18 protein-coding genes and 1 pseudogene are annotated in these 12,880 nt (G+C 74.0%); 13 read left to right on the top strand and 6 right to left on the bottom strand.

The features are described 5' to 3' along the window. Window positions 1–143, bottom strand: a pseudogene (locus ACW0Q9_RS23035) (YibE/F family protein); the annotation flags it as partial. Between the two features lie 219 nt (window positions 144–362). Here ACW0Q9_RS23035 and ACW0Q9_RS23040 point away from each other — a divergent pair. Together ACW0Q9_RS23040 and ACW0Q9_RS23045 are read left to right on the top strand one after the other, a co-directional pair. Then, window positions 363–779, top strand: a complete 417-nt coding sequence (locus ACW0Q9_RS23040; protein ID WP_456184600.1) for a DUF6153 family protein — start codon at window positions 363–365, stop codon at window positions 777–779. 87 nt (window positions 780–866) lie between these two features. Then, window positions 867–1,496: a DUF305 domain-containing protein gene (locus ACW0Q9_RS23045; RefSeq protein ID WP_456184572.1), complete on the top strand. Its 630-nt coding sequence runs from the start codon at window positions 867–869 to the stop codon at window positions 1,494–1,496. A 49-nt stretch (window positions 1,497–1,545) separates the two neighbouring features. Here ACW0Q9_RS23045 and ACW0Q9_RS23050 read toward each other — a convergent pair whose 3' ends face one another. Further along, window positions 1,546–1,845, bottom strand: coding sequence for a metal-sensitive transcriptional regulator (locus ACW0Q9_RS23050; RefSeq protein WP_046568942.1), 300 nt, complete (start codon window positions 1,843–1,845; stop codon window positions 1,546–1,548). Between the two features lie 152 nt (window positions 1,846–1,997). Here ACW0Q9_RS23050 and ACW0Q9_RS23055 point away from each other — a divergent pair, with 152 nt between their 5' ends. The 11 genes from ACW0Q9_RS23055 to ACW0Q9_RS23105 all read left to right on the top strand — a co-directional run bounded on the left by ACW0Q9_RS23055 (window position 1,998) and on the right by ACW0Q9_RS23105 (window position 9,206). After that, window positions 1,998–2,207 (top strand): heavy-metal-associated domain-containing protein, encoded by a 210-nt coding sequence (locus ACW0Q9_RS23055; RefSeq protein ID WP_091314797.1) that lies wholly within the window; start codon window positions 1,998–2,000, stop codon window positions 2,205–2,207. A 34-nt stretch (window positions 2,208–2,241) separates the two neighbouring features. Beyond that, on the top strand, window positions 2,242–3,222 hold the full coding sequence (locus ACW0Q9_RS23060) for a hypothetical protein (RefSeq protein WP_456184575.1): 981 nt from the start codon (window positions 2,242–2,244) through the stop codon (window positions 3,220–3,222). Between the two features lie 14 nt (window positions 3,223–3,236). Continuing rightward, window positions 3,237–5,492, top strand: coding sequence for a heavy metal translocating P-type ATPase (locus ACW0Q9_RS23065; RefSeq protein ID WP_456184577.1), 2,256 nt, complete (start codon window positions 3,237–3,239; stop codon window positions 5,490–5,492). Between the two features lie 131 nt (window positions 5,493–5,623). Beyond that, window positions 5,624–5,797 (top strand): CsbD family protein, encoded by a 174-nt coding sequence (locus ACW0Q9_RS23070; RefSeq protein WP_091260889.1) that lies wholly within the window; start codon window positions 5,624–5,626, stop codon window positions 5,795–5,797. A 132-nt stretch (window positions 5,798–5,929) separates the two neighbouring features. Next, on the top strand, window positions 5,930–6,427 hold the full coding sequence (locus ACW0Q9_RS23075) for a hypothetical protein (protein WP_456184580.1): 498 nt from the start codon (window positions 5,930–5,932) through the stop codon (window positions 6,425–6,427). A gap of 109 nt (window positions 6,428–6,536) precedes the next feature. Further along, window positions 6,537–6,962, top strand: coding sequence for a YbaB/EbfC family nucleoid-associated protein (locus tag ACW0Q9_RS23080; protein WP_456184582.1), 426 nt, complete (start codon window positions 6,537–6,539; stop codon window positions 6,960–6,962). Further along, window positions 6,962–7,285: a hypothetical protein gene (locus ACW0Q9_RS23085; RefSeq protein ID WP_456184584.1), complete on the top strand. Its 324-nt coding sequence runs from the start codon at window positions 6,962–6,964 to the stop codon at window positions 7,283–7,285. Before ACW0Q9_RS23080 ends, ACW0Q9_RS23085 begins: the two co-directional genes overlap by 1 nt. A gap of 2 nt (window positions 7,286–7,287) precedes the next feature. Further along, the gene (locus tag ACW0Q9_RS23090) at window positions 7,288–7,782 is read left to right on the top strand and encodes a WXG100-like domain-containing protein (protein ID WP_456184586.1); all 495 of its coding nucleotides are present in this window, start codon (window positions 7,288–7,290) and stop codon (window positions 7,780–7,782) included. A 7-nt stretch (window positions 7,783–7,789) separates the two neighbouring features. Further along, window positions 7,790–8,323 carry an EndoU domain-containing protein gene (locus ACW0Q9_RS23095; RefSeq protein WP_456184588.1) on the top strand — a complete coding sequence of 178 codons (534 nt, stop codon included), beginning with the start codon at window positions 7,790–7,792 and terminating at the stop codon, window positions 8,321–8,323. Next, complete coding sequence (locus tag ACW0Q9_RS23100; protein WP_456184590.1) at window positions 8,320–8,763, top strand: hypothetical protein; 444 nt, start codon at window positions 8,320–8,322, stop codon at window positions 8,761–8,763. The genes ACW0Q9_RS23095 and ACW0Q9_RS23100 overlap by 4 nt, the downstream gene beginning before the upstream one ends. After that, a complete protein-coding gene (locus ACW0Q9_RS23105; protein ID WP_456184592.1) occupies window positions 8,724–9,206 on the top strand; it encodes a hypothetical protein in 483 nt (160 codons plus the stop codon). Before ACW0Q9_RS23100 ends, ACW0Q9_RS23105 begins: the two co-directional genes overlap by 40 nt. Window positions 9,207–9,215: 9 nt before the next feature. On the opposite strand, the gene ACW0Q9_RS23110 is transcribed toward ACW0Q9_RS23105, so the two are convergent. The 4 genes from ACW0Q9_RS23110 to ACW0Q9_RS23125 all read right to left on the bottom strand — a co-directional run bounded on the left by ACW0Q9_RS23110 (window position 9,216) and on the right by ACW0Q9_RS23125 (window position 12,778). Further along, window positions 9,216–9,851, bottom strand: a complete 636-nt coding sequence (locus ACW0Q9_RS23110) for a dihydrofolate reductase family protein (RefSeq protein WP_456184594.1) — start codon at window positions 9,849–9,851, stop codon at window positions 9,216–9,218. 29 nt (window positions 9,852–9,880) lie between these two features. Then, window positions 9,881–11,125 (bottom strand): RNA polymerase sigma factor, encoded by a 1,245-nt coding sequence (locus ACW0Q9_RS23115; RefSeq protein ID WP_456184596.1) that lies wholly within the window; start codon window positions 11,123–11,125, stop codon window positions 9,881–9,883. Beyond that, the gene (locus tag ACW0Q9_RS23120; protein ID WP_244282719.1) at window positions 11,122–11,481 is read right to left on the bottom strand and encodes a YciI family protein; all 360 of its coding nucleotides are present in this window, start codon (window positions 11,479–11,481) and stop codon (window positions 11,122–11,124) included. Before ACW0Q9_RS23120 ends, ACW0Q9_RS23115 begins: the two co-directional genes overlap by 4 nt. 103 nt (window positions 11,482–11,584) lie before the next feature. Next, window positions 11,585–12,778 carry a DUF2786 domain-containing protein gene (locus tag ACW0Q9_RS23125; protein WP_456184598.1) on the bottom strand — a complete coding sequence of 398 codons (1,194 nt, stop codon included), beginning with the start codon at window positions 12,776–12,778 and terminating at the stop codon, window positions 11,585–11,587. Between the last annotated feature and the right edge of the window lie 102 nt (window positions 12,779–12,880).

A 12,880-nucleotide genomic window follows, 5' to 3' on the forward strand; every position in this document is an offset into this window, starting at 1 on the left:
TCGGCGGATTCCCGGTCCAGCCGGGGCCAGAGCACCAGCGCGGCGACCACGGTGATCACGAAGAGCGGCACGACCGTCGCGACCAGGATGCGCCGCACGCCCGGCGGGGCGGACGGCGCGGGACGGGTGTGGTCGGCGCCCATGGCGTTTCTCCCAACGATTCGCAAGCGGGATACGTGTCTGGCGGGCCGGTCGGTTCACCGGGTGGCCCGGATGCTCGCGGAGCGATGCGGGCCGGGTCGTCGCCGGGAATGGTAGCCAGGTGAGCTGACCGGGCCGGGGACGAGACGCGGGCCCGGAGCCGACCGGCGGCGGTTCCGGGCCGGATCGCGCGGGTGGTTGGCTACGGTGAGGGCGTGGCGATGCGGACGGCGGTGACCGGGCGGTCGGTCCGGCTCCTGCTGCTGCTCTGCACGCTGGTCGGGTTGACCGCGATGCACACCCTCGGCCACGGCGGGCACGCGTCGGCGGGGCAACCGGCCGCCCACGCGGCCGGACACACCGGCGAGGCCAGCACCGCCGCGGGCTGCGTGGACGACGGCTGCCCGGTGCGCGCGCTGCCGTTGACCCATCCGGGCGGCGACCCGTCCGGATGGAGCGTCTGCCTGGCCGTGCTGGGCGCGTTCGCCGTCGTGCTGCTGCTCGCCGTGCTGCCGAGGGCCGGGCCGCGCGGCGCCGCCCCGGCGGCCGGCGGCGTGCTCCGGCTCGCCACCGGCCCGCGCGCTCCACCCCGGCCCCACGGGTTACGCCTGGCGACGGCGTCGGTGCTGCGCAGATAGGACGCCCCGGCGCGGGGGGACCGGACCACCGGTGCTCCGCGTCCGCCGTCCGCTGCGTACGTTCCGACACCCGAAAGGCACACACTCGTGTCCACTCGTATCCTCGCGCGCCGGGCCGCCCTGGCCGGCGCCACGTTCGCCGCCGCCCTCACGCTGGCCGCCTGTGGCGGCGACCACTCGACCTCAGGTCACGGCTCGCCGGGCGCGGCCCGTACCGGGACGGCCACCGCCGGCGCCCCGGCCTCGTTCGGCGAGGCGGACGTGATGTTCGCCCAGATGATGATCCCGCACCACCAGCAGGCCGTGGCGATGTCCGAGCTGGCCGAGAGCCGGGCCGCCGACCCGGAGGTGAAGCGGCTGGCCGGGCAGATCAAGGCGGCCCAGGCGCCGGAGATCGCGACCATGAGCGGTTGGCTGGCCGCCTGGGGCCGGCCGGCACCCTCGACGGCTGCCGGGCACGGCATGCCCGGGATGGACCACGGCATGCCCGGGATGATGTCCGAGGCCGAGATGGCCAGGCTGGGCGCGGCGTCCGGCAGCGACTTCGACCGGCAGTTCCTCACCATGATGATCGCCCACCACGAGGGCGCGATCACCATGGCGCGGGAGGAGCTCGCCCGGGGCGCCAACCCGGACACCAGGGCACTCGCCCAGCAGATCCTCACCGGCCAGCAGGGCGAGATCGACGCCATGAGGAAGATGCTCGACCGGCTCTGAGGGACCCGTCGGGTGCCCCGACCGCTCGCGGCGGGGCACCCGGCCGGGGTCAGCCGCGCTTCATGAGGCGGCCGACCGCGGCCATCATCTCGGTGGCCATCTCGTCGGCGCGGCCCTCGGCGGCGCCCTCGTGCATGCAGTGCCGGGCGTGCCCGTCCAGCAGGCCGAGGCCGACCTTGTCGAGGGCGGCCTGGATGGCGGAGATCTGGGTCAGCACGTCGATGCAGTAACGGTCGTCCTCGACCATCTTCTCGATGCCGCGGACCTGGCCCTCGATGCGGCGGAGCCGCGCGAGCAGCTGGTCCTTGCTGGCGGTGTAGCCCCGGGTCGGGGTCGTCGGTGCGGTCATGACGTCGAGGATACCGTACCCCTTGGGGGTATGGTACGGTCCTCGTGTGGCCGATACCCCCACCGGGTAACGGTAACGGCAGAGTGGCAGTCGTCTCTCCTCCGGCTACCCCCAGGGGGTATAGGATCGAGGCGGCGGGAAGGGAGATTCCGATGGTCACCACCACGTACCAGGTGCAGGGCATGACCTGCGGGCACTGCGTCAACTCGGTCAGCACCGAGGTGAGCGCGCTGCCGGGCGTCACCGACGTCCAGGTCGACCTGGCCTCCGGCCGGGTCACCGTCACCAGTGAGAGCCCGTTGGACACGGACACCGTCCGCGCCGCCGTGGACGAGGCCGGTTACGACCTCGTCGGCGCGTGACGGGTCCGGGACCCGAAGAAACCGAGGTACCACGATGAACACGGCGACGAAACTGAGCGGCTTCGCCCTCGGGCTCGCGGCGGTGTTCGGCACGGCGTACGGGGTCGGTCACCTGACCGGCCCCGTCACCCCGGCCGCCGAGACCCGCCACGACGCCACCGACGCCAACCACGACTCCGCCGGATCCGACCACGGCGACGGGGGCCACGCGGCCACCGCCACCACCCACCTGCCCGGCGGGCTGCTCGTCTCCGACCGCGGCTACACGCTCCAGCCGGTGAGCGCCCCGGCGGGCGAGTTCGCCTTCCGGATCACCGGCCCGGACGGCCGGCCCGTCACCTCCTACGACGTGGCGCACGACAAGCGCATGCACCTGATCGTCGCCCGCCGTGACCTCTCCGGCTTCCGGCACGTCCACCCGGAGCTGGCCGCCGACGGCACCTGGCGGGTCGCCTCTCTGCTCGCCGGGCCGGGCGTCTGGCGGGCGTTCGCCGACTTCACCCCGACCGGTGGCGAGCCGCTCACCCTCGGGGTCGACGTCACCGTCCCCGGCACGCTGGACTCCCGGCCGCTGCCGGCGCCGGCGACCAGCACCACGGTCGACGGCTACACGGTCACCCTCACCGGTGCCCCGCAGCCCGGCCGGACCAGCCGGCTCACCCTGACCGTCAGCCGGGACGGCCGCCCGGTCACCGACCTCCAGCCCTACCTCGGGGCGTACGGGCACCTGGTGGCGCTGCGCCAGGGCGACCTGGCGTACCTGCACGTGCACCCGGAGGGCGCGCCCGGCGACGGGCGGACCCCGGCCGGGCCGGCGGTCACCTTCGCCGCCGAGGTGCCCTCGGCCGGCACGTACCGTCTCTACCTGGACTTCCGGCACGGCGACGCGGTGCACACCGCGGAGTTCACCGTGGTGGCCGGAGACCAGAGCGCCCCGGCGCCCGCCGCGCCGGCCCCCACGACCGCACCGACCCCGGACGCCGACCACGGCACCCCGGGGCACGGGCACAACTGACCGGAGGTGCCGCGATGACATCGACCGCGAAGTCCCTGCCGGTCGCGCCGAACATGATCGAACTCGCGATCGGCGGGATGACCTGCGCCTCCTGCGCCGCGCGGATCGAGAAGAAGCTCAACCGGATGGACGGCGTCGAGGCCACGGTCAACTACGCCACCGAGAAGGCCAGCGTCCGGTACGCCGACGAGGTCACCCCGGCCGACCTGATCGCCACCGTCGAGAAGACCGGCTACACGGCCGTCGTCCCGCCGCCGCCCACCCGGGCGGCGGCCGAGGCGACCACCGAACCGGTGGACGAACTGCGCGGCCTCCGTACCCGGCTGTGGGTGTCGGTCGTGCTGACCGTGCCGGTGATCGTGCTCGCCATGGTGCCGGCCTGGCAGTTCGACTACTGGCAGTGGCTGTCGCTGACCCTGGCCGCCCCGGTGGTGGTGTACGGCGGGCTGCCGTTCCACCGGGCCGCCTGGATCAACCTGCGGCACGGCGCGGCGACCATGGACACCCTGGTCTCGCTCGGCACCCTGGCCGCGTTCGGCTGGTCGCTCTGGGCGCTCTTCCTCGGCGACGCCGGCATGCCCGGGATGACCCACCCGTTCCGCTTCGACATCACCCGCACCGACGGGGCCGGCAACATCTACCTGGAGGCCGCGGCCGGGGTGACCGTGTTCATCCTCGCCGGCCGGTACTTCGAGGCCCGGTCGAAGCGGACCGCCGGCGCCGCCCTGCGCGCCCTGCTCGAGCTGGGTGCCAGGGACGTCGCGGTGCTGCGCGGCGGGCAGGAGACCCGGATCCCGGTGGACCAGCTGGTCGTCGGCGACCGGTTCGTGGTCCGCCCGGGCGAGAAGGTCGCCACCGACGGTGTGGTCGACGAGGGCACCTCGGCGGTCGACGCCAGCATGCTCACCGGTGAGTCCGTGCCGGTCGAGGTGGGGCCGGGGGACACCGTCGTCGGCGCCACCGTCAACGCCGGCGGCCGGCTCGTGGTCCGGGCCACCCGGGTGGGCGGGGACACCCAGCTCGCCCAGATGGCGCGGCTGGTGGAGCAGGCACAGACCGGCAAGGCGGCCGTGCAGCGGCTCGCCGACCGCATCTCCGGGGTCTTCGTGCCCATCGTGATCGCCCTGGCCGCCGGCACGCTGGGCTGGTGGCTGGGCACCGGGGCCGGGACGGCGGCCGCGTTCACCGCCGCGGTGGCGGTGCTGATCATCGCCTGCCCCTGCGCGCTGGGCCTCGCCACCCCGACCGCGCTGCTGGTCGGCACCGGGCGCGGCGCCCAGCTCGGCATCCTGATCAAGGGACCGGAGGTGCTGGAGTCCACCCGCCAGGTCGACACCGTGGTGCTGGACAAGACCGGCACCGTCACCACCGGGAAGATGACCCTGGTCGACGTGCTGCCCGCCGAGGGTGTGGACGCCGCCGAGCTGCTCCGGCTGGCCGGCGCGCTGGAGGGCGCCTCCGAGCACCCGATCGCCCGTGCCGTCGCCGACGGCGCCGCCGAGGCGGGACCGCTGCCCGCGGTCACCGGGTTCGCCAACGCCGAGGGCCTCGGCGTGACCGGCACGGTCGACGGCCGCGAGGTGGTGGTCGGACGGCTCCGGCTGCTGCGCGAGCGCGGTCTCGACGTACCCGAGGAGGTCGTGCGGGCGGCGACCGGCGCGGAGGCCGCCGGTCGGACGGCGGTCCTGGCCGGCTGGGACGGACGCGCCCGCGGCGTCCTCGCGGTGGCCGACGTGGTGAAGCCGACCAGCAGGGCGGCCGTCGCCCGGCTGCGCGAGCTGGGGCTGACCCCGGTGCTGCTCACCGGCGACAACGCCACGGTGGCGAAGGCGGTGGCCGCCGAGGTCGGCATCGACGAGGTGATCGCCGAGGTGCTGCCGGCCGACAAGGTGGACGTGGTCGAGCGGCTCCAGGGCGAGGGGCGGACCGTCGCCATGGTCGGCGACGGGATCAACGACGCCGCCGCGCTGGCCCGGGCCGACCTGGGTCTGGCCATGGGCACCGGCACCGACGTGGCGATCGAGGCGTCCGACCTGACCCTGGTCCGGGGCGACCTGATGGCCGCCGTGGACGCCATCCGGCTCTCCCGGCGGACCCTCGCCATCATCAAGGGCAACCTGTTCTGGGCCTTCGCCTACAACCTGGCCGCCCTGCCGCTGGCCGCCGCCGGCCTGCTCAACCCGATGATCGCCGGCGCCGCGATGGCGTTCTCGTCGGTCTTCGTGGTGGCGAACAGCCTCCGCCTGCGCGGCTTCCGCCCGGTCGGCTGACCACCGACGCCGCCGCCGGCCCCGGGTCGTCCGGGTCCGGCGGCGGCGTCCGTTCACCCGGGCGGTGCGGTTGAGCGGGTGGCGGCCGGGGTACCTCCACCTGGTCAGGAAACTGCTGAGTGGAGGTTCACATGGGCATCGACGACAAGATCGACAACGCGACCGAGAACACCGCCGGCAAGGTCAAGGAGGGCGTGGGCCGGGCCACCGACGACGAGCGCCTGGAGGCCGAGGGTCGCAACGACCAGGCCGCCGCCAACCTCAAGCAGGCCGGCGAGAAGATCAAGGACGCCTTCAAGAGCTGACTACTGTCGTACGCGTCGCCGGGCCGGCAGCCCTGCCGGCCCGGCCTGCTGCGCGTGGCGGTGGTCCACCCGCCGCGCGCCGTCACCGCCCGAGCCGGCCGGAACCACGGCCGCCGAACGTACGGGAGAACCATGTCCGGTACCACCGCGATCCGCGCCGCCGCCCTGGTGACGGTGACCGCGCTCGCCGCGGCCTGCCAGTCCACCGGGGAACAGGGCGCCGCGCCGGCCGGCGAGCCGACCGCCGCGCCCACCGTCACGGCCGCGCCCGCGCCCGCGGCCACCGCCACGCCGTCGCCGGTCACCGCGGCGAACACCGCCGCCGTCTGCGCCGCGGTCGACAAGCTGATCATCGACAAGAGCAAGGAGATCGCCGCCGACTCCGCGGCGGCGACCCGCCGGCAGCTCACCCCCGAGCAGATCAACGACCAGGTCAAGGTCGACCTCGCGGACCTGGCCGACGACGTACGCCGGCAGGCCACCCGGGCCGAGGACCCGGAGATCAAGGCACTGGTCACCGACGCCGCCCGGCGGATCGAGGCCGGGGCGAAGTCGTCGACCCCGGTGAAGTGGCTCGGCTCCACGTTCGTCGAGATCCCGCAGCGGCTCACCCGGGAGTGCCGCGCCTGACGGCCCGGGTCATCCACATCACACTGTCCACAGTCGCGCACACGGGGTCACCACGGGTGGCGCGGACTGCGTAGCATGCGAGACGACCTCGACCCCGGAGGAGCTCGACATGGCGCACCCCGTCGATCCGTCCGGCCTCGGCCGCGTGCTGTCCGAGACCATGTCCGCGCTGGGCCGCTTCACGGCCGGCGCCGACGGCGAGGCGCCCCCACCGCCGGAGGGGGTCGGCGAGGCGGCCGACGGCCTGGTCCGGGTGACGGCCGGCCCGCCCGGGCGGGTCACCGGGCTGACTCTCGACCCCCGGGTGATGCGCCTGCCGAGCGAGTCCCTGGCCGAGCAGATCAGCGAGGCGGTCAACGCGGCGCTGGCCGACCTCCAGGAGAAGGCGACCGCCGCGGTGTCCGGCGAGGTCGACCTCGGCTCGCTCGGCGAGCAGCTGCGCCGGATCCAGGAGGACGCCGGCCGCCAGCTCACCGCCTTCACCGACGCCCTGGTCGAGGCCCAGGACCGGCTGTCCCGCCAGGGCGGCCGGTGATGGCGATCGAGGTCGACCCGGACGGGCTGGGCGGTTCCGGTCGCGCACTGGGCGACGTGGCCACCCGGTTCAGCCAGGCCATGACGGCGTTCCAGGCCGAGCTGGCCGCCTTCGGCCGGCCCTGGGGCTCCGACGACATCGGTTCGCTCATCGGCGCCGCCCACGACGAGGTCTCCGCGTTCGCCTTCGAGTGCTTCGACACCGCCCTCGGTGAGATCGCCGCCGCCGGCACCGACCTCACCGACATGGCCGCCCGTTACGCCGAGATCGAGGCCTCGATCAAACAGGGCTTCGACGGGCTGCGGCAGGCGCTGGGAGGCTGACGGTGGGGCTGGAGCTACCCGGCGAGCTGCGCTCGCTGCTCGGCGTCCTCGGCTACACCTGGCCGGAGGCCGACGAGGTCAAGCTCTTCGAGATGGGCAACGCCTGGATCCGCTTCTCCGGCACCCTGTCCGGCGTCGTGGCCGAGGCGAACACCGGGGCGGCCAGCGTCTGGTCCAGCCACACGGGCCAGGACATCACCGCCTTCCAGTCCTGGTGGAACCGGGAGGACAGCCCCGCCGACAGCCTCCGCGACGGGGTGACCGCCGCGGTGCTCACCGGCACCGGGCTGATCATCTGCGGCGCGATCGTGCTCGCCCTCAAGATCGCCGTGATCGTGCAACTGGTCATCCTGGCCATCCAGATCGCCCAGGCGGTCGCCACGGCGGCGGTCACCTTCGGCGCCTCGCTCCTGGAGATCCCGATCTTCCAGCAGTTGGCCCGCACCATCGTCGGCAACCTCGTCCAAGAGGTCATCTGGAAGCTCCTCGACGGGTGACGCGCTGATGGCCAAGGGATCGGGGAAGGCCAGCGGCCGCCTGATGCGCGCGGCGCTCCAGTATCTGAAGCGGGCCAACAAGCGCAACCGTCCGGGGCGGATGAACGCCCACTTCCGGGACCACGTCTTCGGTGGCCACGTGAAGCCCGGGCAGCCGAAGGGGTCGGGCTATCACTACCGGCCGGGCGGCCAGGACTTCCCAGGCCGCCGGCTCAAGCCCGGCACCACCTTGCGTGACCCGGCCACAGGGGCCTACCGGGCGGAACCGGAGTTCTTCGACCCGACCCTCAACCCGCCGCACGGCGCCTGGAAGCCGAAGGCCGGTAATGGCGGGCGCAGCTCGTTCTTTCCAGACGACTGGACGCCGGCCCAGGTCGACTCCGCGATTGCTGGCGCCTTCCAGAACGCCACCAGGGTCCCCGGCACCAACACCTGGCGTGGGACGTATCGAGGTGTCACCATCGAGGGCTTCTACAATAACTCCGGCGGATTCACCCATGGATGGCCGCTTGTCAATGAACCCCCGGGAGTCACGCCGTGAGTTTCATCCGCTTCGCGCTCGACCAGTACCGCCTGCCGGTCTTCGAGGTAGAGGACCTGCGGTACCAGCCCCTCGGTGGCTGGATCATCACCGACATCTCGCGCGACATGCTGGCCTGCCTCGACGGACTGGCGATGGCGGACGACATCACCAACGGACGGCCGCCCTTCGAGCCGTGGAGCAGCGAGAACTACGAGGTCTCCTTCACTCCGGACGGATTCATGTTCCGCAACGAATGGGTGGAGGGCGACGAGGCGCGGTATTCGGTGGCAGAGATTCGCGAGGCGCTCGAGACCTACTGGCATTTCCTTGTCGCTCTGCCGGAGCGCCGACAGCTCGTCCGGGATTATCACCCTGAGCTTCCCGAGTGGCAGGCCGATCTGCTGCGCTGGGAGGAGAAGTGGGGTCGCCCGCACCCGTACCGTGGGCGGCTGTTCTGAGGGTCGACATCTCCTTCTCGCTCGACCGGTTCCGGCTCCCGCTGTACGAGGTCGACGACGCTCGCTACGAGGCGCTCGGCGTCTGGCTGATCACCGACATCTCCATCTACTTCCGGGTCTGCCTGGACGCGCTGGAAATGATCGACGACGTCTCGAACGGCCGGCGGCCGGCCGAGGAGTGGAGCAGTGACAAATTCCAGGCGGGGTTCACCCCTGAATGCGTGTCGCTTCAGAACCTGTGGCTGGAGGGCCAACACGGCGAGTATCCCGTCTCGGAGGTCCGTGAGGTGCTGGAGCGGTACTGGCGCTTTCTGGTGAGCATGCCGGAGCGGACGCACCTGATCCGCGAGTACCACCCGGACCTCCCGCGGTGGCAGGCTGATCTGCTGCTGTGGGAGGAGACGTGGAAGCGACCGCACCCGTACCGGGGGCGGCTGTTCTGATCCAAGGGGTCAGCGCGCGACCCGGTACCGGATGTGCGTGACCGTCGGGGCCGCGACCACCCGCACCGGCTCCAGGGGCACGTCGAGTGGGCCGTCGAAGAGCGGCGTGCCGCCGCCCAGGACGATCGGCACCACGTGCAGCCAGAGCGAGTCGAGCAGCCCGGCGGCGAGATACTGCCGTACCGCGCTCGCCCCGCCCGCCACGGCCACATCGCGGTCGCCGGCCGCCGCGCGGGCCCGCGCCAGCGCCGCTTCGATGCCGTCGGTGACGAAGTGGAACTCCGTCCCGCCCCGCATGACGAGCGGCTCGCGCGGGTGGTGGGTCAGCACGAAGACCGGGACCCGCCATGGCGGGTCGTCACCCCACCAGCCGGTCCAGTCCGGGTCCCACCCGCCCTCGCCGCCGCCGAACATGCGGCGCCCCATCACGTACGCCCCGACGCCCGCAATCAGCTCCTCGACCAGCTCGGCGTCGACGTTCCGCTCCCCGCCGGCCTGCCGGTGCTGCCCGCGCCAGCTCTCGGTGGCGAAGAGCCACTCGTGCAGCCGCAGGCCGCCCCGACCGAGCGGATCCTGCCGGCTCTGCCCCGGCGCCGCGGCGTACCCGTCCAGCGACACCGACAGTTGACTGGTGACCTCTCCCATGTCCGGTGGACTCGCCCGTCCGGCGGAACTCATCGGTCGGTGGCCAGCCGCGCGGCGCGTACCTCAAGGTAGTGCTGCTCGGGCAGGCTGGTGGTGGCCCGGGCGGCGGCCAGGTAGGCGGTCCGGGCGCCGGCCCGGTCCCCGGCCAGTTCGAGGAGGTGGGCGCGGACCGCGGCGAGCCGGTGATGGCCGGCGGTGCGCTCGTCGGCGTCGAGCGGCGCCAGCAGCGCGAGCCCGGCCCGCGGCCCGTCCACCATGGCCACCGCGGCGGCCTGGTTGAGGGTGACCATCGGGTTCGGCGCGAGCCGGGCCAGCACCCGGTAGAGCGCCACGATCTGCCGCCAGTCGGTGTCGGCCGCGGTCGGCGCCTCCGCGTGCACCGCCGCGATGGCGGCCTGCACCTGGTAGGGGCCGGGGGCCGACCAGGTCAGCGCCTCGGTCACCAGGGCGACGCCCTCGTCGATCTCGGCCCGGTCCCAGCGCGTGCGGTCCTGCTCGGCGAGCGGCACCAGTTCACCGCCCGGACCGGTGCGTGCCGCCCGGTGCGCGTCGGTGAGCAGCATCAGGGCCAGCAGTCCGGCCACCTCGCCGTCGCCGGGGAGCAGCCGGCGAAGCTCGCGGGCCAGCCGGATCGCCTCCCCGGTCAGCTCGGTCCGGTGCAGTTCCGTCCCGCTGGAGGCGGTGTAACCCTCGTTGAAGACCAGGTAGAGGACGTGCAGGACGGCGCGCAGCCGCGCGTCGCGGTCGGCCGCCGAGGGCATGGCGAACCGGGCTCCGGCGGCCTCGATCCGCTGCTTGGCCCGGCGGATCCGCTGGCTCATCGTGGCCTCGGGCACCAGGTACGCCCGGGCGATCTCGGCGGTGCTCAACCCGCCCACCGCACGCAGGGTTAGCGCCACCTGGGCGCTGACCGTGAGCGCCGGGTGGCAGCAGAGGAAGAGCAGCTTCAGCGTGTCGTCCCCGCTCGGCGCCTCCTCGTCGGCCGCCGGGGCGACCGCGGCGTACGCCGGTTCCCGGACCGCCACCGCGACCTCGCGGTCCCGGCGGGCCCGTTCGCTGCGCCACTCGTCGGTGAGGCGGCGGGTCGCCACGGTCACCAGCCAGGAGCGGGGATGGTCCGGCACGCCCTGGGCCGGCCACTGGGTCGCGGCGGCGAGCAGCGCCTCCTGGACGGCGTCCTCGCAGGCGTAGAACTGGCCGTGCCGGCGCACGAGCACGCCGAGGACCTGCGGCGCGAGCGTCCGCAGCAGGTCCTCGACCGCCCGCTCGGTCACATCTCCGTCCCGGCCTGCTCCATCACCGGCCGCACCTCCAGCACGCCGACGCCGCGCGCGACATCCGGCCAGCTGGCGGCGATCTCGGCGGCCCGCTCCGGCGTCTCGCAGTCGACCATCAGGTAGCCGGCGAACTGCTCCTTGCTCTCCACGAACGGCCCGTCGGTGATCTCGGCGCCCCCGGCGCCGGGCCGGACGGTACGCGTCTGCGACGGGTGGGCCAGCGCCTCGCCGCCCACCAGCTCGCCGGACTCGGTCAGCTCCTTCATGATGACGTCGACGTCACTGAAGATCGCGTTCCGCTCCTCCTCGGACAGCTCCTCGACGAAGCCGGGCCGGTTCCAGATCAGCAGCATGTACTTCACGGTCTACTCCTCGGGTCGGGGCCACCGGCGGTGGCGCCTCTCGCAGACGGGTCGGAGCCGGCGCTCCTGATCCGACATCCTCCCGGAGGAAATTTCAGCGGCCCCCACGCAGCGGGCGGCGCGCCGGGGCGCCGGTGTCGAGGGAGGCGCGGTCGGCGGCCGTGGTGCCCGAGCTCCAGCCCTCCGCGTCGCGGACCTGGAGCCGGTGTCGGGTCACGCCGGGGAAGAGCTGGTCGACCCGTTCGCGGACCGCGTCCGAGCGGGCGGCGAGCACCGGGAGCAGCCGGTCGTCGGCCCGTTCCTCGGCCGCCGCCGCGGTGGCCGCCCGCAGCCGCTCGCCGATCCGGAGCGCGAACGCGTTGAGGAACGACTCGTCGAAGCCCTTGGTGCGCCGGCCGCCGCCCGTGCGGCGCTCGCCCCGGCCGCGCAGCATCGCGGCGGTGGCCTGCACGAGCAGCGAGGTGTGCAGCAGCTCGACGGCGGCCAGGTCGGCCGGGAAGCCGAGCACGGTGGCGAAGCCCAGGTCGTCGGACCAGATCGACTCGCACCGGTTGGCCGCCGCCACCTCCTGGATGAGCAGCGCCTTGGCCGCCGCGTACGGGGCGTCGGTGCCGAGCCGCACGCCACTGGGCCGGTCGGGTCGCTCGGCGGCGGCGTCGAGCAGGGCGGCGTCGATGCTGTGCCGCGCCATCAGCTCCTGGGCCTTGCCGGTGAGCGCCTCCGCCTCGGCCGGGAAGGTGGTCGACTCCGCCTTGGCGAGCAGCGCGCGGACCCGGTCCAGCATCCGTGAGCCGGTGGCCGGGGCGGCGGTGCGCGGGGCGGCGGCCGGTCCTCCGGGCGGTGGGCGGAGCACCGCGATCGGCGGGAGCCCGGCCACCAGGGCGAGCGCGTCGACGGCGTCCCGCAGGGCGCTGATCCGGTCGCCCTCGGCGCGCCGGTCCAGCCAGCCCGGGTCACCGTCCCAGCGGGCGCCCAGCTCGGCGAGCTGGTCGTCGAACCACGACGGGACCGGTTCGGGCATGGCACGCCGCTGCGCCGCCAGCACGTCCCGGAGCAGCCGGGCGCCCCGCGGGGTCAGCCGCCGGGTGGCGATCCGTTCCAGGTCGACGGGTTGCCAGCCGCGCGGCCAGAGCCGCGCCACGCCGCGGGTCAGCCGGGCGAGCAGCGCCGCGTCCACCGCCGGCGGGTCGCCGACGACCAGCCGGTCCAGGGCCCCCTCGGCCGCGCGTACGTCGGTGCCGCGCGCCGCCGCGAGGGCGTCGGCGAGCACCTGCTCGGCATCCGGCACGGGTGGCTCCCTCTCTGGCGGCAGGTGGCGGGTCGCGCACCCGGGAAGGAACGGTACCGGCGCCGGAGCTGCCCCGACCCGTGAGCGCGCTCACCGTTCATC

The sequence above is a fragment of the Micromonospora sp. I033 genome (genome assembly GCF_053890995.1).